The organism is Pseudomonas sp. NBRC 111143 (assembly GCF_001320965.1).
GTDB lineage: Bacteria > Pseudomonadota > Gammaproteobacteria > Pseudomonadales > Pseudomonadaceae > Aquipseudomonas > Aquipseudomonas machongensis.
Genome location: NZ_BCBT01000025.1, coordinates 13,151 through 33,570, shown reverse-complemented (window position 1 = coordinate 33,570; position 20,420 = coordinate 13,151). Strand labels below are relative to the sequence as shown.

Below are 20,420 nucleotides of genomic sequence, written 5' to 3'. Positions count from 1 at the left end.
GCCTGATCGCCTACCTGCAGGGTCTACCTAGTAGCCGGCAGGCCACCTGATAGGCGTTTTTCCGCGGTGCCATAGGGCCTATGCTTGCCTAAGCTGGCCGCGGGCTAGAAAATGCTAGCCTGGCTTGGCATCACAACGAACGCAGACGGAGTTTACCCATGAGCACTTTGCCTCCTGATCAACACGTTCGCTATTTGGAAGTGCTCGAGGCAGCAAAGCGCTTGTATGGCGGCGATGCCGATGCAGCCCTGCACTGGATGTCACGGCCGGTCAAAGCGTTTTGCGGCAAAGCTCCTGCCAGCATGATCACGACCCGGCAGGAAACTGACACGGTTATCGAGTTTGTCAGGCGCTTAGAGCATGGGTTTGTTGTGTGAGTGAGGCTGGGCAGCGCCCTACATCCCGCAATGTGGCGATCGGGGTGCGGCAACCACCTCCGAGCGTTACGTTCCGACGCTCAAAGCGGGCTGTTCTACCGTCGATGGGTTGGCCCCAAGGCGATGGCCGACTACCCGGCATTCAACCTCGCTCCATTCTTGTACTCAACAGCGTTAGCGTCCGGCAAACTCACCCTCACATCTGAGCATTTGGAGTGAGGGCGCCTCTATCAAACCAGGGTAGCTAGTGCCCGATACCAGGGTTATGAGAGGAGGTTTGCTGAACGCAGAGAAGGAGTGCGGCTAGGCGTTTGTATCAAGCCAGACAGCACCGTACCGGGTGTAAGGCTTCGGAATTTCGATTTGCTCCTTCAAATCATCGGCGGCGGAGCGAACCCAGAACGGATCCCTTAGCATCTGGCGCCCCACGAAGACCAAGTCAGCGCGACCGTTCTGCAAAATCTCCTCTGCTTGGCGACCGCTCTGAATCAGCCCTACTGCACTTGTGGCAATAGCCAGTTCCTTACGCAGCAGCTCGGACGCCGGTACCTGGTAATTTGGATAGGTGTTCACCTTGATCATTTTGATGCCGCCCGAGCTACAGTCGATCAGGTCTACGCCTTGTTCTTTCATCCAGCGGCCGTACTCCAAGAACGACTCTGGCGTGTTACCGCCTTCGGCATAGTCGGTGCTCGAGATGCGCACGAAGAGCGGGCGATCACCCCACACTACCTTCACTTCATCAATGATTTCCCGAACGATCCGGTAACGGCGTTCGGCATCGCCGCCGTAGCCATCGGTACGGGTGTTGGCTAGCGGCGATAGGAATTCGTTAAGCAGATAACCGTGTGCAGCGTGGATCTCCAGTACATCAAAACCCGCCTCAAGTGCACGGCGAGCACCCTTGCCGAACTCCTTGACCAGCGCGGCGATTTCTTCCACTTCCAAAGCCCGGGGTACAGGACTCTGCTCAGTGAACGGAATAGCCGAGGGCGCCACGCGAACCACGTTTGGCAGATCAGCATTTCGACCAGCATGACCGATCTGCGCACCAGCCTTGGCGCCGAAGCTGTGGAGCAATTCCACCAGGCCCTTCAAACCGTGCACATGATCGTCGCTCCAGATGCCCAGGTCGCCTTCACCGATGCGTGCATCTTGGGCAACCGCCAGGGTTTCAGGAAAGATCAGGCCAGCCTGGCCTTGAGCGCGCGCCCCATAGTGCACCCGATGCCAATCGGTGACGAAGCCATCTTCACCAGCCATGTGCATACACATGGGTGACATAACGACCCTGTTTCTCAGTTTGAGGCCTTTGATTTCGTAAGGGGACAGCAGCAAGCTCATTGAGCGGATTCCATATAGGAGGAGGTGGAATCATGCTAACGTTTGCATTCAGATATCGTAAGTACGCACATTTTTGTGCAGTAGGCACATTTTTTATACTTAGGAGGCGTTTATGAAGCTGGGTGTACCTCATGGCGAAATCGAAGCCTTCGCCTGCCCAGTCACTTTTACAGTCGATGTGATAGGTGGTAAGTGGAAATCACTGATCCTGTTTCACCTAATGTCAGGCACCAAGCGCTTTAACGAGCTAAGGCGCCTAATGCCAGAAGTGACGCAGAGGATGCTGACCCTCCAGCTCCGAGAGCTCGAGACTGACAGGGTCATACACCGCGAAATCTATCGTGAGGTTCCGCCGAAGGTAGAGTATTCCCTGACCGAACTAGGGAGCACGCTTGTGCCCTTGATCAGCGCGATGCGCGAGTGGGGGGCGACCCACGAAGAGACGATCCTTGAATTCCGACGCTCGGCAACAGATCTCGCTAGCGTTGAGAATTAGCACTCAATTTAGGCGTTCTGGCAGATGAATACCGCTGACGTTGGCGTGACCGCGAGCGATCGCAGCGGGTTAGTGAGATCTGCCACCGACGAGGATGGAAACATCGTCTGGTGGCATTAGCTGGGTTCGAGCTTTGCATACCGCGCTTCATACAGCGACCTAACGAAGCCTGCGAGTGAGATCTACAGCCTCCTAAATGCGGGGTCTGAGTGGGCCTGTCCCGTGACAACAGACGCTGTCCAGGACAATTTGGACACGCTCATATGAGCTCGGAAAGCCTGGAGGTCATTAAACGTTTCCGAGACACCCTAATTTTAGAACCACAGCCGCATGATCACAAAACTGAAGATCAGTCTTTGATCGCAGAGATCGCCAGCACGGAACCATCTGAGATGGTGCTAGACCCGAGATCTGAACCTGTCGATGCGCACCGTCCGAAAGCCCTGAAGATTGGGATAGAATTGCGCCTATTTGGGTGTAGGAATCGTGTATGTTTTTGGAATGGACGCCATCCAGGCTAGGGCGCTTGCTGACTAGATCAGCCAAATGGCGTCTGCTTGTCGAGAGCGATCGTCTTGTTGTGGCTGTCGGTGAGCGGCAATACCACATAGCCCCTGAAACGCTCGCGAGCTTTGAAATCAAACGCCGCTTGCTATGGTCGGAACTCGTGTGGCCTGCAAACGCGGGTGTGCGCTTTGGTGGTCTCTCGAACCTACGAGCTCCGGCTCTGCACCGGGCGGTGGATGATCTCCTCAAACGATTCCGCTGCCAGCGCTTCGATTCCTACTATGCCAAGCTTTCCCAGTGGCTCGCAGATGTTGACCACGCTTTGGCAACAGCTGATCAAAAGCACCGCTGGTTCACCCATGAAAATCAGCAAGCATTACTGGGTAGCAAACCAACCCTAGAGTTGAGCGTGGCGGCCCTGAGAGAGCTGCTCGAAACCCCGGAGGTGAGGGCTCATCTAAAGAGTGGGTATGCCCAAGCAGAACTTGATATTGAACGCTGGACGTCTGATTGGGCGGGCGCATGGGAGCAGCGCAATAAGCTGCACACAGAGCGAGAGCTTCGTGAATGCCGGGAGCTTTTCGACAAGGTAGAAAGCAAGCCTTTAACTGACGAGCAGGCGGAGGCAGTTGTGTGCTTTGACAACCGCGTGCAAGTTGTCGCATCGGCTGGCTCCGGCAAGACCTCCACGATGGTGGCCAAGGCCATCTATGCCATGCAGCGGGGGATTGTCAGCCCCCAATCTATCGTCATGCTAGCTTACAACAAGGATGCGGCTGCAGAGCTTCAAGCACGGGCCAACGCTTCCCTTGAACGCCTTGGCAGGCCTAGCGTCGAGATCGCAGCCATGACGTTCCATTCTTTAGGGCTGAAGATTATCGGTTCGGCCACCGGAAGCACGCCGCATGTACCCGCTTGGGCACGCAAAGAGCGTCTCGCGTTGGCCAAGCTAGCCGAGATTGTTGATGACCTCAAAGATAAGTCTCCAGCGTTCCGTACGCGCTGGGATATTTTCCGCTTGGTGTTTGGTCGACACCTACCGCTTTCACGCAATGACACGCTCTTCGATACGACAAATTCGGACGGCGAGGGGAAACTGGTCACCCTAAAAGGCGAGGAGGTGGCCAGCCAGGAGGAGTGCATCATTGCCAACTGGCTTTTTTACAACGGGGTCGAGTACCAGTACGAACGTGAGTATGAGCACCCGACCGCGACGGCGGAACATCGTCAGTACTTCCCGGATTTTTTCTACCCAGGTCTAAATCTCTACCACGAGCATTTTGCTCTGGACGCAGAGGGCCAGCCCCCCGAGCAGTTCAAGAAATACCTGGACGGGGTGGCTTGGAAACGTCAGATCCACAAGCAGAAGGGAACGCACCTGATCGAAACGCTTTCTCACCAAGTCCGCAGTGGGGAAGCGTTCACCCATCTGGCTAAAGAGCTCACCGACAGGGGCATCAAGCTTGATCCCAACCCTGATCGGCCGATCCCATTTAATGGTTTGGAACCCATCAAACATGCCGACCTGCTTGGACTGATCCGTACGTTCATCAACCATTTCAAAAGCAACTGCTATACGGAACAGGACTTGAAAGCTCGCTTGGCTGAGATTGACAGCGGCGCCTTCAAGTACCGGTTCAACATGTTCGTAGACCTGCTGATCCCGGTGCTCAAGAAATGGGACAAAGCCTTGGCAGCTGAGAACGGCATCGACTTCGAAGACATGATTAACAAGGCTGCAGGGTATTTGGAGGCCGGTCACCGGTCGCCATACGACCTGGTTATGGCTGACGAATATCAGGACGCATCGCGTGCCCGGGCGCGGCTCTGCAAAGCCCTCGTTCGTCAGCCCAATCGGTTTCTGTTCGCCGTCGGGGACGACTGGCAATCGATCAATCGGTTCGCGGGTGCTGACGTTTCCGTAATGACAGGTTTCAAACCCTGGTACGGCCATGGCCAGGTTCTTCGGCTAGAAACGACATTTAGATGCCCTCAGGCCATTTGTGACGTCTCCAGCCGATTCGTGTCGAAGAACCCAGCGCAATTCAAGAAGAATGTGAACTCTGTGACGGCGCCCATCGGGCCGGCCTTTCAGGCTATACAGGTCGGGCACCGAAACAAGGTAGCCCAAGCGGTTGATAAGTATGTCGAGCGGCTCTACCAGCAGATCTGCGAGGGGAAAGTGCCTTTGGGGCGGGGCGGCAAAGTGAACGTCTTCGTGCTGGGGCGCTACAAGCTTGATGCCAAATTCCTGAGTCACGATTGGCAGCAACGTTTTGGCGATCGTATGGCGTTCAGGTTCAAGACCGTGCATACCTCAAAGGGTGATGAGGCCGACTATGTGATTCTTCCGGGCATGGTCATGCGTGGGTTTCCAAGCGTAAAAGTAGACGATCCACTGTTCTCCCTGGTTATGCCGCAGGGCGATACCTTTCCATCCAGTGAGGAGCGCCGGCTGTTCTACGTCGCACTCACAAGGGCAAGGCGCAGCGTTGCCATGTTCACAGTCGCAGGGCGCCGCTCATCTTTCCTGCAGGAGTTGATCGACGAAGGTGTCGTAGCTCCCTGTGATGACAACGGCCGGGCCATAACACAGCCGGCGGCCGCTGAACACAAGTCCGATAGCGCCGCTGCCGGGTCAGCCGCTGCGCAAGCTCCCGCCAAGGCCAAGGGGCCTGTCTGTCCAGGCTGTAAGGTTGGTGAGCTGATATGGCGACGAGGGCCGTACGGAGAATTCCAATCCTGCTCAACCTATCCCAGGTGTAAATACAAGCCGCCGAAGAAAACGCCGTTCAAGGCGTCAGTGCCTAGTAGCGGTCGTAAGCCTATGAAATGAGCTCCCGGGGACGGATAGCGCGTATGCGGGATGAGAGGCTCTCGAACGCTAAACGTCCGACGGCTGATCTAGGTTGCTGAACGACAGGCCAACAGCTGGGCGAAGCTACTACCGGGTGAATAAAGCGTTCGCGGGCAAAGATGGCCGTGAGCTATCATTCCAACCCTCGTATTAGGCTCACCGGAAGTTCACCTTCCCGCTCAGACCCAAGATCGATCATTCAGTCTTCGGCAGATGAATGCCTGGTAGCCGCCAGCCTGCTTGGAGACACGGATGTTCATTCGATTGCGCGCCATCTTTCGCCGGGCATTAGATGCCTATAACGCCTGGAGCAATGAGACTCGCTGCAAGCTAGCCGCCTTGAAGAGATACCCACGCGCGGCCGTCAGTGCTTATGAGGCCGCACATGCGTTCTTGGCCGCGCCCACTCATGAAATCCTGTTTGAGCCGCTAACCCCTGTACTCATTGAACCTGGGAAGATCCAGCGCTATGAACGCGAGTTACTAAACGGTCTGAGGAACGATCAGGTCAGGAACATCGCGATCACTGGTGAGTACGGAGCAGGGAAGAGCAGCGTGCTTCGAACCTTCGTCCATCGCCACCCTGAGTTCGTCTACGCGTTTGTTTCACTGGCAACGTTCGGCAAGGACACTGAGATCGCTGGGGCGTATGAGCTTGTTACCGATACCGACCTGGCCTCGGAGTCTCCGCGCTCAACCGAGTCCTCTGCCAAGGCAGGGCAGGAATCTAAATCCGAGGAAAACAAGGCTGAATCCGATCTCGTTGCTCGGATCGAGGAGACGATCGTCCAGCAGCTACTTTACTCCGTCCCTGCAAAGACGCTTCCCAAGACCCGCCTTAAGAGGATCGACCAGGCCTCAGGCCTGAAGATCTGGTGGAAAACACTCTGCTATGGCCTCCTCGCCTTAGCGGCGCTGAGGCTTTACGTTCCTGTGGCAGAGAAGCTGCCGAAGATTGAACCGGCCTGGCTCCTGGAATGGTTGCTGTGGATCCCGAGCTCGCTCGCAGTCGGGATCGCAGCATTAGGCTGCATACACCTGCTCCACACGTGCCTGAGGCTCTTTTCGCTGTTCAGTATTGATGGTTTGACACTCAAAGGCGGCAAATTGGAGACCACTCACCATGGCTCCGTTCTGCACAAAAATATCGATGAGATCATTTACTGCTTTGAGCGAAGCAGCATTGACGTGGTGATCATTGAGGATCTCGACCGATTCGGCATTCATGACGTGTTCACCCGATTGCGGGAAATCAATTTCATCATCAAGCAATCACCTCAGGTGAAACGACCTGTCTATTTCGTCTACGCGCTGCGCGATGAAATGTTCGTCGTTGGCGAGAAAACCAAGTTTTTTGACCTCATCGTCCCAGTGATCCCCGTCATCAACTCGGAAAACTCCCAAGAAAAGATGATGGAGCTTCTGAACCTTCGAACCTTCAAATCGAAACCCTTGGGCGAACACCTCGACCGTCGACTGGTGGAGACGGTCTGTTACTACATCGATGACCTCCGGCTGGTGAAAAATATCGTCAATGAATTCGATATGTTCTCAAATATCCTTGCCAGCGGCTTACGCCTAGAGCCTGACAAGCTGTTTGCGATTGTCGCCATTCGAAATCTGCATCCCGGCGCGTATGCCGACCTGGTCAAACGACGGGGAGCGATCTATACGATCATCAGGGGCCTCGATGCTTGGAAAACCCAGCAGAACAGCGCCTTCGCCAGGCGGCTTGATGAGTTGCGACGTGAGCGAGATGACCGAGTCTCCGAACTGGCCAACAATGTCACTGAGCTGAGGGCCTACGTCTGGTTCACGCTTCTTCGACTGGCCGAAATGGACACGGCAACCCATGTCCAAATCACTGGTACCCAGTACACGCAGAAGCAGTTCGTGACCGACGAGGTGTTCGACGTATTAATGAATCAAGCCGGGCCACTCTCAATGGCTGCCTTGGATCACTACGGGCGCGCCAGAAACTCATCTCGAAATGTCTCGAAGGCTGAGCTGCTCACCGCTACATCCTATGAGCGGCGCCATGCTTTGCTTGGGCGGCGACTTAGCACCATCGCGGACGAAATCGCAGAGGTGCAGAGACAATCGGATCAGGTCATCAGGATGTCGTTCAAGACCGCGGTCAAGAAAGGTTATGGAGACGTCGTAAGACACAATCTTCCGGGCTTGGACGTCGTGAGCTATCTAATGCAGCATGGCTTTCTCGATGCCGACTACACCGACTACCTAGGCTACTTCTATCAGGGATCGCTGACCCCTGGTGACAAAGATCTGATCCTGTCGCTGAGACGTGGCGTGCTGCCCGAGGTAGCCACACCTGTCGACAGCCCGAGTACCGTGCTGGAGAAGCTTAAGAGCGACGAGCTCGACGAGGGAAGGGGGATCATCGTCGATTTGATCGCTTGTCTCAGCGCCCGCCCGACCTTGCTCGCAACTACCTCAGCAGACGTCCAGCTAAGCCATGTACTGAGGAGCGGCCTTAACGAACACACCGAACGAATGGCCATCGCAGTGCGCGAGCTTTTGAGCCGAACAGAAGCGGATGGATTTGTTCACGCCGTGTACCGACTTGAACCCAAACTTTTCCGTAGGCTTTTCGACGCTAAGGACACTGAGGGCGCGGGCAGTGTGTTTGAAGGAAGCGAGGCCCGTCAGTCCCTCGTCAAAGCAATCGTCGACAACCTGTCGGAATCCGACTTCAAGACCCTGGCCGATGATGCCTCGACGGATCTGGTGCCCACAATCGACGGTCTGGAAGACGTTTCACGACTGATGCCAGGATTAGAGAGCAATGTGGGAGCCTGGGCGTGGTTGAGGGCTTATCCAGTCCAGTTTGCCTCACTGGGCCATGCGATGAGTCTCGCAGAACTCGAAAGGCTGATCGACTGGGGTTGTATCAAGATCAACCTGCCAATGCTGTCGCTGATATGCGCGAAGTCGGAAGCCGGGCAGGATTCTAAAGACGCCAAATCCGAACCAGCAGATTTGGGCATCGTGTCCTTGCGTAGGCTGCAGGCTTTGGGCATCAATGGACTCGCTGATTATCTGCTATCTCACGCCGATGAGCTCGTCACCGCATTGCTGGATCAGTCTGCTGCCTTGGACGAGTCAAGCGAGACATTGGCGAGTCTGCTGGCAGAAGTAGACACAGATCACGACCTGACAGATAAACTGTTCGATCACACGACATGTGACCTACAAGCACTCACTGACGCCCCGAAGCACCTTTGGGCAAAAGCACTTGAGAGTGATCGCGTGGCGGCAGAAGCAGAGGCCGTATGGACTTATTTCGACGAGATCATTGCACCGGACGGCCACGTTTCGGGCGAAGAAAGTGGGTCGGAATCCACATCGGTGTTCACCGGTTTCATCGTTCGGAACGCATCGTCTCTCAAAGGCAAGCTGTGGCAGTCAACAAGCGCCGACTGGGCGCTGCAACAGTATCTTCTGAGCTCCATCAGCCTCAGTAATAACGTGCTCAAGGTACTGCTCGATGGCGTCGTGCTCCAAGACCTATCAATAATCAAAGCAGCGTTACCTGAAGGGCGCTGGATCATGCTCGTGGCCTCAACATTCCTTCCATACAGCTCGGAAGTCAGGAGCATCGTGTTGAGTACTTGCCCACATCTCGAAGGCCAGTACCTGGCTGAACGGTGGGATCTAGCAAAGGCAGAGATCGATATCGGCTCACTCCAGCTCGACTCGATGCTCACGCTGAGCAGAAGCAAAGCGTTGCCACTCACACAGAAAATTCAGATGTGGTCAGGGCTTAGCCTAGAGACCATTGAAAGCAGACCCGAAGCGGTTCCTGAGCTAGGCCGTGTATCTACGCTTGCCAACCAAGCTGGCGAAAGGTTTGCTGACTCGCTGATGCCTGTGCTGCGACATCTGGTTCGCAACGCAAGCCTCACCCCGGAGCATCGCGCTGAAATGCTGACACAGTGTCTTCCAGGGATGAAGTGGCCGGACGTTTCACCAGCTCTGGCGTTGCTTGATGACGAGGACTTCAAAACAGTGAGCGCGAAGGTCAAGAAGATCAAGGTAAGGAACACTCAGTCAAATCTGAGGTTGGTCGGTGCGATGAAAGCTGAGGGCTACCTGGCAACGGTGACCCCAGAGGACGACGTCATCATCGCGACCACCAGGCCCTCGTCAATGACTGAGGACGGATGGCTGTAGCCTGATCATTGAAGGAAGCTGCTCACGCGAAACAAGCATCCACCGCTTCGATGGCCTGCTCAGTGGTGAATGTGACCATCCGTGCTGGCTTCCCGTGACTGGTAGCCGATCATTGCCTGATTGGCCACTTCGGGAAGAGGCGATTGGAGACTATCCCGTGTACCCTGATCATTAGGGCTGACTCCCTAAGCGAAAAGTGCTGCTGGCAGTTTGGGTTCTTGATCGGCCGTTGAGCTAATGGAGTAGGGGATACGATGCGCTTGTTACCGCACACTAAGTGTTTCGCCACGAAACCCAGTCTCGCCTTACTTTGCACCCTCAGTACCTGCTCGGTGTCTGTGCTCAACAAGGGGCTAGCCCAACTCACTGTGACCCATCATCGCGACGCTCAGCTCCGTATTTTTGGTTTTGCATTAGGCAAGGCGGACTTGCCATTTTTGACTTATCGAGAAGGAAGTACTCATGAGTAAGCCTTTCAAAGACCGCATTCACGCCATGAATCAGATGTATAAGCTACCGATCAACAGCGCTCCCACGCTTCTGGCCGATCCAGCGGACAAGCTCAGGAAGTTCAAAGCCACACTGATGGCTGAAGTTCATGAGATCGATGAAATTGTCGAGAAGATCGAGAAAGGTGAAGCCGAAATCGATATCAAGGTTGCCATTGCCGATCTGCTGGGTGACGTGATTGTTTACTGCCGGTCTGAGGCCCTGAAATACGGGTTGCCGCTGGAGGACGTCCTGGACGTCATCATGGACAGCAACGAAAGCAAACTGGGAGCGGACGGAAAACCTATCTACGACGAGAACGGGAAGTTCCTCAAAGGCCCGAATTACTGGAAGCCAGAGCCCAAGATCAAAACCTTGCTTCTTGGCGCTGGGGACAAAGCGGACGTTTGATTGGAGAAACAGGCTTGAAACCTATCAACCTTGGCAAGACGCGTACGCTCAAAGACATCGAAGCGGCCATTCGCAGGATCTGCGACAGCCAGGGTGAGAGGTTTCTCATTCAGGCAGATATGCTGAGTGCTCGGCATGGCGCCATGCATGATGCCGCACGCCTGCAATTGATTGTTACCCTGGCTCGGCAGCAGTTGCAGAGCGACTACCTGGATTTCAACCCGCAAGCCGATGCTCAAGCGTTGCTGCACAACCTCGCTAACTGTTCGCCAGGTATTGCAGCCTTGCGCCTTTCCAAGGGTATCCGGCTGGGCGAGCAGACATTCAATCGGCGAGAGGTCTTTCAAGAGTCGGTCGAACGAATGCAGGCCATGGACGCCGGCAGATACGAGGACGTCGTCAACGGCCGAGTCGTCGATCTGATCTGTGTTGCAGGATCGAAGGTTCAGCACCTGCGACCGCTTTTTAGCGCAGAAGGCAAGGTGAAGCCTGCGTCCGAAATGACCACTGAGATGCGTAGACTCGTTGACTTCGTCAACAAGCAGAGCGGGCGTACCAGTGTTCCGGATTCTCTCCTCGAAAGCTTGGGGCTGCTCTGTTCTGAGCTGGTATCCAACACTCAGGAACATGCGACTTCAGACCATTTGGGTCATGCGTATTTCGCCCATGTTGAGGGCGTCATGGTCGGCTGGAAGCGACTTGAGGACGAGATTTTCGCTGAGGACTTTGACGGTAGTGAGGATTTGCGCCGCTACTGGCAACGAGAGTCGTCGACCACCGACAACAACAAGACCAGCCTGCGCGCATTGCACATCAGCTTCTTCGACTCAGGCCCCGGATTTGCCTCCAGGCTCAGCGGCAGGTCGGTGCAAGAGATGTCGCTCCAGGAAGAGCGAAACTACCTGCTCAAATGCCTGCAGCCACGCCAGTCCAGCAAAACTCTGGATGCTGCGGGCATCGGCCTGCCGGCCATCCTGAACGAGCTTCGCAAGGTGGGCGGGTTGATTCGTATCCGCTCCGGTCGGCTGTGCATCTACAACCAATTCGAAGAGAACGACCAGCACCGTCATCCTGACGATTTCAGGGATTGGGACACCACCGATTTGGCGCCCGCTGCAGGGGCTGTTGTCACCATCATGATTCCATTGAGGGGCATGTAATGGAACGTTTCTATCAATGGATGTCCGTTGTCAGCGACCCCAGTGGCAGTCATGAAGCGTTAGTCGTCTGCTACAACGATTCCGAGCTCTCGGTTCAGCATGTCTTCACTGATATAGAGGTAGCTCTCAAGGCCCAACGGCATCTACCTGACTGCGTCTACATCCTGGGGACATCTGATCAGCTATCCGTGTTCAGGAGTGGTTGGGCTGACGACCAAGACCGCCTGGCCAACCTCCTGAAGCGTGGCGAGAAAAATTCGCGCGTATGTGTCCATGAATACGTGTTCCTGGAGTGGAATGGCGCGAGCTTCAACGCTCATGTGCTGGGCGGCAAAGAGCTTGTCTACCGTCATGATCCTAGCGCTCTCTTGAGGGAGGGTTTGAGAACGCTGATCGAGAAGAACAACGTCATCCATGCAGCGCCATCCGCGCATTCCTTCAAGCACCCCTCCGGCACACTAAACAACGTGTTCATCCAGACCAGGGAACTGGCGAGCGATGAGGCCGAGGTGTGTGTGGTCGGTTATGCAATTGCACTTGAGTACGGTGCCAGGCTGCGCCAGGCTGGCAAGGTCTACATCGACACCATGGGCATCTATCCATTCGTGAAAAATGCGCTCGCTCGCTTGGATAGCAAGGCCGAAGTCATGAGTTTTCACTCTTACGAGCGGCTCAAGACCATCTACCCGCCGGCAGGTGAGTATTTCTGTGTGGTATCAGCCTCCACATCTGGCGGCATGGCCAAGCAGATGGGGGAGCAGGGCTTCGCAGAGGAGTGCGTAGCCACACTAATCGATCGCACGGCGGATGGCCGATACGGGGGTGTGCTGGTCGCCCTGGACGACGTTGCCTTCCCACTGCCAGTCAAGGCGGAGGAAGGCTACACTCTGATTGAGATCATAGGAGAGAACTTCTCGGCGAAATCAAAGCCACCCAAATCGATCACGATATCCTTGAAGCATGACCCGAAGCGACTGGCCAAATTCCACAAGTACTTCGGTATGGGAGGCATTGATGGATTCAACAAGTCGAGCAAGCCTCGCAAGCTGTTGACACTCAATCCTGATCTGTTGCTGGCGGACGCTGCCTTCAGAAAATGGCTGGCCGCTGAAATCGACTGGTCAGTATCCATGGCGACAAACCTGATCGTCTACGCCGACGATGACGGGTCGAAGAAGCTTGGCGAGGTGGCCCATGAGATGCTCAGTGAGAAATGGGGCGCGACCAAGTCAATCCGATGCGTGCCTTACAGCGAGCTTGATCAAGTGGATTTCAAAACCGTCTCCGGGGTGCTGGTCGCGACAGTGGTTGCGCGCGATGGCGGCATCCTGAGAGAGATCAGTCGTGATCTGCGGGCCTACATGGAAGCAACCGTGCCGCGCAGGTTCCTTGCACCGATCGGGATTCCACAGAGCGCGAGAGCCTGGACACTTCTCAAAACATTCCTGATGAAGAACCCCACGCCCCGGGAGTATGGATTCTCTAACTGGCTGTGCCTGCCCATCGGAGATGACGGGAAAGAGAACGCCTGGAGTCGGTTGACCAAGATTACCTCTGCCGGGCAGGTCGATGACGTCGGCTTCACGCCTGCAGTCGCGGACAAGGTTCGTCATCAGGCTCTTGATGAAACCGCTGAGCTGGTTATGGCGCACAAGCACAGCTTCCTGCCAAAACATGACGGCAGCGCGCTCGCCTTATCTGATGGCTTTCTGTTCTTCGACGCCTCAAGCAACGTGGGCCAAGACTGTCCGAACGTACCGCAAAGCACGGTGTTCTTTACGATTGCTGCCGTCCTGCAGTTCGCTCGGGAACACGAAGATCATGAGCTGCGTCTGCAGCCGACGGGGTATGAGTCCGTGGTCTTATCGCCGGAGTGCTTCCTCCGGTTTAACGACAACGTCCTACAGGCGTCCTTCCTCCGGGCGTGCCTCCCTTCGGAGCTTGATTACTCAGCAAGCCCGGAGCTGAGCAAGCTGATGAAGGAGTTCATCGCCAAGGTATTTGCCCGCTGGGAGCGGACTTACGGCGATGCCGCCTTGGAGTTTGCCGCCGCACTGGCTACCGGTACGCTGAAGCTCACGCAGGAAGACGCCCGGGCACTGCTCGAGGAGGCTATCGAAAACCGTAAGGACAAGGCCTCCAGCCTGCTGGGGTTGCTCTTGCTCACCCAACGGGCGCTTTTCCCTGCCTCCGAAGGTTAGAGAAGAGGCTGTAAACCAATTTTCTATACTGTTAACCACTGTGGTTTACAGTGCAAAAAGTTGGTCGATACAGCTATCTCTATGAGGCGGCAGCGGCTGAAAGACTCCTTTGAAAACTAAGGTTTACCTTAGTTTTTGCGGTTTTTTGGGCGGCCGGATTGAGAATCTAAGCTATAGCTTAGATTTTTCCCTGGCTGCACAAACCGCTGACGCTTGTGCGGAAAAGGGCGAGGGTGAGGGCAGGGTGCGGACGTGGCTGGTCGAGCGCTGTATATGCATACAGTTTTATTTGTAGTCCCAATAATCTGGCATCCGCATGTCCTGATTAACGATGTCGACCATGCCAGGTGGTCGCCAGTGGAGAATGGCTATAGGCCCCGTACCACGGGCTTTTGAGGCTCATTAAGAACCCAGCACAAGGGGCGACGGTGCACTTGGGGCCTAATGGGTGCCATGCTTTGCCTTAACTGTATATATGTACAGTTTGTGATTCACGGCTGGGCCAAGCAATGCACTGCACAGATGGAACCGCGAAGCAGCGCATGACTGGCGGTGGCTCCAGGATGGCCAGGTGGGCTTATCACCGGGACTGTTCCTGATCCTGAAGACTCAACAATTGAGCAGAGCCGCCCGTTGCACCTTGATTCTGTTGTGCGAACTGGAGGGCATTTCGAGGCGGTTGGCCTACGAATCTCACGATTTCAAACTGTACGTGATCAGGTTCGCCCGTGGGGAGATTGGCCAGCCACGCTTGAACACGGTCTTCCCAACCGGCTTCGCAGAAACGCCTGTCGGGCCAGAAGTTGTGTGCTCCGTCAGCAATCAGTTGCTTGGCAAGCACTCGCTCGGGCGTACCGATCAAGCACCAAGCCACGAAGAATCTCTCGTCCCAGTTAGCAGAGCATAATAGATGTATTGGGGCGTCAGCTCCGATGCTCAGTTGATCAACTTCGCGGTCGAAACAAAACATTCCATTCAATTGATCCAGCAAGGATCCTTCCGCCATAATGTCGACGGCTTTGAAAAACCAACCAATCGCCTGGAATTGGCTAAGCCTTACAAGTTTTTTCTGGGCGACAGATAGTGGGCGGGTACCAAACCATTTTTTGGTTCGAGCGCGAGTGCATGAAGTGGACTTAGTGCTGGGCATTCAAATGCCTCCATTATTGTTATTACACGCATACTGACATATTACGTATGGAGCATCCGTACGTGCAATCTGACGATTAAGACTCACTCAAAAATTCTGAATTACTGGTCTATCCACCGATGCCAGACCAAGTAGCGCAGCTTATCCCTGAGCAACCTGGCACTGATGTATTCAACTGCTGAAGGGTAGTTGGCACAGTCGCGACTGACTGTATTCGGCTGATTGAGATTCCAATGCCGCCTGGTAAAGATAACTGCTATGGAAGCGATGGGGCTGTTAACCCCTGTCGCGCATGCCCACGCCACGCACAGAGAGACTACGTTCTTGGTCGTGCGAGTGGTAATAGACGTTCTGAGTGGTGCTGAGACTGCTATGGCGCAAGTCCATCTGTAGATCTTTTGGGCTACGCAGCGGCGCATCAAACGTTGCAGATGTATGCCGCAGCCAGTGCGCAGACGCTGCACGCAGGCTATTCATCTCGTGTTCTTCGCGCTCTTCATCGCGCATTCGCGCGACAGCGTTATCGAAGACTGATTGGAGGAGGGCGCGTACTTGTCGCCCCGAGAGTCCTGAGCGGCCTCGAAGTGTCATCAGCAGAGGCGTCTGCTCGTTCCATTCCGGCAACGGCGAAAGGCCAACAAACCGGCGGTAGCGCTTCAGGTACTTGGAGACATACTCATCCCTGACTGCGACCTTGCCGGCCTTGTTGCCTTTCCCGATCACGTGGTACCACCAGTTGCCCTCGGCATCCTGACGAAAATCACCCATGACCGGGTGCCAGTTCGGCCGGCCAACGATGTCGGAGACCCGGAGATACATGGCAAACAGTGTGGCCACGATGAATAGAGTGCGCTCGTGCCGCTCGGGCTCATCCTGGGCCATCCGTTCAGCGGTCTCCAGCACGTAGTCCCACTGCAAGGGTGTCAGGGCGCGATTCGAGCCTTCCTCTTGGGGCGCTCCACGGTTGAGGGTGCGCTTCTTGATCATCCGGAAAGGGTTCGCCGCAGCCGTCCCGTCTTCGATCATGTACTCAAAGAACCGGCTGCAGATCGTATAGATCTGGTTGAGGGTGCTCGGAGAAGGCTTGTAACGACTGACGCTCGACGCCACGCCAGGCTCTGCATCCTTGGAGGTAGCGTCTGGCCCTGACTTCAGCTCATTCAATGAGTCCTTAGCTTGCTTCAAGCTGAATGGCCTCCATTTCTCGTTTGGCATGACAGGATCACCCCAAGCGGATTCAGTCTGATCGCTGGTCACGAAACGGCCGCGTACGACCGGGCCAATCCAGTCTGCTGGAGGATTACGGCAGAATTCTAGGTAATCTTCTGCATCCTGGCGTTTGAGCTGATCGAAAGGCTTCTGCTTGATGATGAGCGCCCATAGCAGCAGCCGCTCAACATGAGTTCTATAGGAATTGAATGTCAGGCTGTTATCTGAGAAGGCTCTCAGAAAATCACGGGCTGTGAGGTAACCCTTGATGGCGTCTACTGAAGCTGGAAATTTCTCGATGTAATCACGGACGCAAGCCATACCAGGTGTACGCAAGCTAAAGTCCAAATCAATGAAGATTTCATAGGACTCGAATAGAGGCATTGGCTGCGTAGACATTGTGGTGCGTTACCGTGTGGTTTTGCTGTAGTAAGAAACTTCCAGTAATGGAAGTAATTGGAAGTTAGGGCAGGGTGATTGCATCTGATTCCGCATTTTCATCTCCCCTAACCTAAACTGATTGACATTGCTCGATGTTAGCCCTTGACGGTGTCTGTTGCAACTTCCCCTGCTCAACGGCGAGATTTCCAGTTATCGCTTGACAAATGATTTAACCATGGCTATTTGGCTTCGCGGTTTTTCCACTCAATATTCTTTAGCTGTGGTTTTGGTTTCTCGTGTTGTAGTTTTTATTTTTGGTTCTTGAGTTGATTTAAACGTTAATTGTCATGCCGCGATCACTGCCCCTACGTATTTGGGGGCTTTGGTTTACATAGGCATTTAAGTAAATATTGGCTGTTGTCAGGTTCGGGCCGGGCTTTCTGTGCGGTCTTGGTGCTGGTTGGTGGTTGGTGGTTGGTGGTTGGTGGTTGGTGGTTGGTGGTTGGTGGTTGGTGGTTGGTAATGCCTGTTCGAGGCAGCCGCTGAGTGTCAATTGTTGGATAAATCATGTGAACGACTAAAGGCTTCACTCGAAAAAACCGTTCGAAAGAATGAGTGGAAAATCACGGATGGTTTTTCCATTCAAAGATTTAAATGGAAAACCATTTGGAATGTCCACTCATTTCTTCAAATTTTGGGAAGTGCCCGGTTTTCGGGGGCTTCAGGGCTTTATTGGTGAAATGGGCGTATGGATTTTCCATTCGTTGTTTTAACGGATGGCCGCAAAATCTCAGGATCCGCAGATATGGCCATACGGCATTCTCGCGTCGACTTGCGTTCCATCGAGCGTGATTTGGAGCAGCTGGAACGCCGAAGCGCATGCTTGTGCGCAATTAGGTGGATAATGTGCGGGCCAGGAGCCACGAGGGCTTGAGGGGATCTGGCAGCTGGAGATGGATAGATTACAGGGCGCGTAGTTTGCTTGATCCCGAGACCTCCAGGTGCTGGACACAGGATGCTGGGTGGGTCAGTTCATTGAGGGAATGTCCACTCATTACGTCTCAGGGATTGGTGGGTGGGAATGTCCACTCAAACGTTCAAATGGAGCTGGAGCCCTTGTCCTACATGGGCTCCAGGGTTGGTGGGGTTTCGCATCGTCAAAACCGATTCCACTGATTTCTCCTTGGGCAAGGGAGCTATTCCATTTAGAGCGATTTACGGAAAAGCCATATAGATCAGTAGGTTAGGATTTAGTGGCGGAGGAATTTTTCCACGCATTTCGTTGAAAGATCCTGCTGGATCAGGGCGTTGGGTGTGCTGAAACGCCCGGAATACAAGGGCTTGCGGGTGCTGGAGGGGGACGTTCCACTCAAAACGCGATTGGCGCACCGGCGGTCGGGGCTAAGAAGCTCATGTAAGAGGAAAGGCGTATGGCAAGTGTTACATCCAGATACCAGATTTAACATAATATACATTATGCGCATCTCTGTATTTCCCATACGGGCCACACCCAGGGTACATTCGACGCTCAGCAAGCTCCTCATGAACCTTCACCCTTCAAAGCCGATCAAGGATGCTCCAGTTCATGTCTCACCATCCATCTGCAGAACAGATCATCAGTCTCTACGACCGCCACGCCGCTACGTGGAACGATCTGCGCGTCAACCATTTCATCGACCGCAAATGGATCGAACGCTTCCGTTTATTGCTACCGCCGTCTGCAACCGTTCTGGATCTGGGCTGCGGGTCCGGCCAACCCGTGGCACGCTATCTGATCGACGCCGGCGCGTCTGTCATCGGTGTGGATTCGTCTGAGCAGATGCTCGCACTGTGCAGCGCGCAATTTCCAACGCAGGAATGGATTCACGCAGACATGCGCACATTGGCGCTCGATCGCCAGTTCGCGGCCATCCTGGCCTGGAACAGCTTTTTTCATCTCAAGCCCGACGATCAGCGCAAGATGTTCCCGGTATTTCAGCGTCATGCCGCACTTGGAGCGCTGCTGATGTTCACCAGTGGGCCTTCTCATGGCGAAGCCTTGGGCGTTTTCGAGGGTGAAACGCTGTATCATGCGAGCCTCGACCCTCAGGAATACACTGCACTGCTTGCCAACCACGACTTTGAGTTGCTGGAGCACATCGCAGAGGACGCGGAATGCGGTGGCCAGACGGTTTGGCTTGGGCGTCGCCTGCCTGATTAATAGGCTAAATTATAGCTACGCTAAATAGTTATTTAGTTGAGTTATGCTTACTACGCATTATGTCTACCCCCAGATACCTCGCCGACAGCACGCAAGCCGACAAGCTCACGCGCTACCGGCCGGCTTCGAGGCTTTCCGGCCAGCGCCGCACTCACCGCATTCACGAAGACGGCCTGCTCGTCATACAGCGAACTGGGCGACTCGGCATTTTTCCAGGTCGACCACTGCACCACTACTAGACGCTCCCGTGGATTGATCGCAATGCTCTGCCCGAATATTCCCAGCGCCCAGAAGGTCTGCGCGCCCTGTGCCGTGGCGCCGTCGCGGATCGACGAGGCGGTCGCACTGGAAAGCTACCAGTTGCTCACCCCTCCCCACCCTCCAGGCGACGATGCCCTGTGGTTCATGGGATGGCTCGCCGAGGCGCTGCACGCGCACGTAGCTACGCCCTGCCCTCACACCTGAGGTGCATTGAGCAACTCCAGGACGAAGTCGAGAAATGCGCGAACCTTGGCCGGCGGGTGATGCCGCGAAGGGTACAGTGCATACAGCGGAAAACGCTCGTCCGGCCAGTCGTCGAACAGCTCGACCAGGCGGCCCTCGGCCAGTAGCAGCTCGCTACCCAAAGCCATCACCTGCGCAACTCCGTAGCCGGCAAGGCAGGTGCTGTGCAGGCTGCCCACATCGTTGACCAGCAATTGCCCGCGCGTGTCCACGGTCAGGCGCTCGGCACCGCGGTGAAACTCCCAGGCAAAAGGCTGACCACTCTGCGGATCACGGAACTGGATGCAGCGATGTTCGCTGAGGGCCTGCGGCTGTGCCGGGCGGCCAAAACGCTTGAGGTAGGCCGGTGCCGCCACGGTCAGGATACGAGTGTCCAGCAGCTTGCGCGCCACCAGGCTTGACGTGCGGGGCTCGCCGAAACGCACGGCCAAGTCGAAACCTTCAGCGACCATGTCGCCCAGGCGATCGCGAGTGATCAGTTCCAGGTTCAGTTGTGGGTGCGCCTCGAGAAACCCGCCCAGGCGCGGCCCAAGTATCAGGCGAGCGAAAAACGGATCGACATTGACCCGCAGCCGCCCCCTGACCACCACTGCCCCCTCGGTCACCGAGCTGGCCGCCTCGTCCAGCGCTGCCAGCAACGGCACCACCTGTTCGTACAGGCGGCGCCCCTCGTCGGTCAGGGTGACCGAGCGTGTGGTGCGGTCAAACAGGCGAATCCCCAGGCGTTTCTCCAGGCGCGCCAACGCCCGGCTGACCCCCGGCTGGGACATGTCCATCACCTCGCCAGCAGCGGCAAAGCTGCCACTGTCGACGATGGCGACGAACACACTCATGCCACTGAGGCTGCGCTCATCGAAACTCATATTGATGCCAATCAGTCATTATTGAAATGAGCTTCATGTTATCGATTAATCAATCGACGCACCACAGACTGGCTCCC

The 20,420-nt window shown here is 55.3% G+C and carries 14 protein-coding genes; 10 read left to right on the top strand and 4 right to left on the bottom strand.

Annotation, left to right across the window (positions count from 1 at the left end; translation table 11 throughout):
- Positions 1-158 precede the first annotated feature (158 nt).
- Positions 159-377, top strand: a complete 219-nt coding sequence (locus APH44_RS15195) for an MbcA/ParS/Xre antitoxin family protein (RefSeq protein ID WP_054893433.1) — start codon at positions 159-161, stop codon at positions 375-377.
- A 303-nt stretch (positions 378-680) separates the two neighbouring features.
- Here the strand turns inward: APH44_RS15195 and namA are convergent, their stop codons facing one another.
- The gene (gene namA, locus APH44_RS15190; RefSeq protein WP_054893432.1) at positions 681-1,721 is read right to left on the bottom strand and encodes an NADPH dehydrogenase NamA; all 1,041 of its coding nucleotides are present in this window, start codon (positions 1,719-1,721) and stop codon (positions 681-683) included.
- Positions 1,722-1,833: 112 nt separating this feature from the next.
- On the opposite strand from namA, the gene APH44_RS15185 reads away from it, so the two are divergent.
- From APH44_RS15185 to APH44_RS15160, 6 genes are all read left to right on the top strand, one after another.
- Positions 1,834-2,217, top strand: a complete 384-nt coding sequence (locus APH44_RS15185; protein ID WP_054893431.1) for a helix-turn-helix domain-containing protein — start codon at positions 1,834-1,836, stop codon at positions 2,215-2,217.
- Positions 2,218-2,707: 490 nt separating this feature from the next.
- On the top strand, positions 2,708-5,560 hold the full coding sequence (locus APH44_RS15180; RefSeq protein ID WP_218187340.1) for a UvrD-helicase domain-containing protein: 2,853 nt from the start codon (positions 2,708-2,710) through the stop codon (positions 5,558-5,560).
- A gap of 273 nt (positions 5,561-5,833) precedes the next feature.
- A complete protein-coding gene (locus APH44_RS15175) occupies positions 5,834-9,775 on the top strand; it encodes a hypothetical protein (RefSeq protein ID WP_054893430.1) in 3,942 nt (1,313 codons plus the stop codon).
- Between the two features lie 462 nt (positions 9,776-10,237).
- Positions 10,238-10,675, top strand: coding sequence for a MazG nucleotide pyrophosphohydrolase domain-containing protein (locus APH44_RS15170; RefSeq protein WP_054893429.1), 438 nt, complete (start codon positions 10,238-10,240; stop codon positions 10,673-10,675).
- The gene (locus APH44_RS15165; RefSeq protein ID WP_054893428.1) at positions 10,672-11,835 is read left to right on the top strand and encodes a hypothetical protein; all 1,164 of its coding nucleotides are present in this window, start codon (positions 10,672-10,674) and stop codon (positions 11,833-11,835) included. The genes APH44_RS15170 and APH44_RS15165 overlap by 4 nt, the downstream gene beginning before the upstream one ends.
- Positions 11,835-14,036 carry a hypothetical protein gene (locus APH44_RS15160; RefSeq protein ID WP_054893427.1) on the top strand — a complete coding sequence of 734 codons (2,202 nt, stop codon included), beginning with the start codon at positions 11,835-11,837 and terminating at the stop codon, positions 14,034-14,036. The genes APH44_RS15165 and APH44_RS15160 overlap by 1 nt, the downstream gene beginning before the upstream one ends.
- A gap of 580 nt (positions 14,037-14,616) precedes the next feature.
- Here APH44_RS15160 and APH44_RS15155 read toward each other — a convergent pair.
- Complete coding sequence (locus tag APH44_RS15155) at positions 14,617-15,186, bottom strand: hypothetical protein (RefSeq protein WP_054893426.1); 570 nt, start codon at positions 15,184-15,186, stop codon at positions 14,617-14,619.
- A 276-nt stretch (positions 15,187-15,462) separates the two neighbouring features.
- On the bottom strand, positions 15,463-16,794 hold the full coding sequence (locus APH44_RS15150; protein WP_054893425.1) for a hypothetical protein: 1,332 nt from the start codon (positions 16,792-16,794) through the stop codon (positions 15,463-15,465).
- A gap of 157 nt (positions 16,795-16,951) precedes the next feature.
- On the opposite strand from APH44_RS15150, the gene APH44_RS29760 reads away from it, so the two are divergent.
- From APH44_RS29760 to APH44_RS15140, 3 genes are all read left to right on the top strand, one after another.
- Positions 16,952-17,101 (top strand): hypothetical protein, encoded by a 150-nt coding sequence (locus tag APH44_RS29760; protein ID WP_156343756.1) that lies wholly within the window; start codon positions 16,952-16,954, stop codon positions 17,099-17,101.
- Positions 17,102-18,361: 1,260 nt separating this feature from the next.
- Positions 18,362-18,976, top strand: coding sequence for a trans-aconitate 2-methyltransferase (locus APH44_RS15145; protein ID WP_054893472.1), 615 nt, complete (start codon positions 18,362-18,364; stop codon positions 18,974-18,976).
- Between the two features lie 261 nt (positions 18,977-19,237).
- Positions 19,238-19,441: a hypothetical protein gene (locus APH44_RS15140; RefSeq protein ID WP_054893424.1), complete on the top strand. Its 204-nt coding sequence runs from the start codon at positions 19,238-19,240 to the stop codon at positions 19,439-19,441.
- Here the strand turns inward: APH44_RS15140 and APH44_RS15135 are convergent.
- Positions 19,432-20,343 carry a LysR family transcriptional regulator gene (locus APH44_RS15135; protein WP_054893423.1) on the bottom strand — a complete coding sequence of 304 codons (912 nt, stop codon included), beginning with the start codon at positions 20,341-20,343 and terminating at the stop codon, positions 19,432-19,434. The two genes, APH44_RS15140 and APH44_RS15135, sit on opposite strands and share 10 nt — an antisense overlap.
- Between the last annotated feature and the right edge of the window lie 77 nt (positions 20,344-20,420).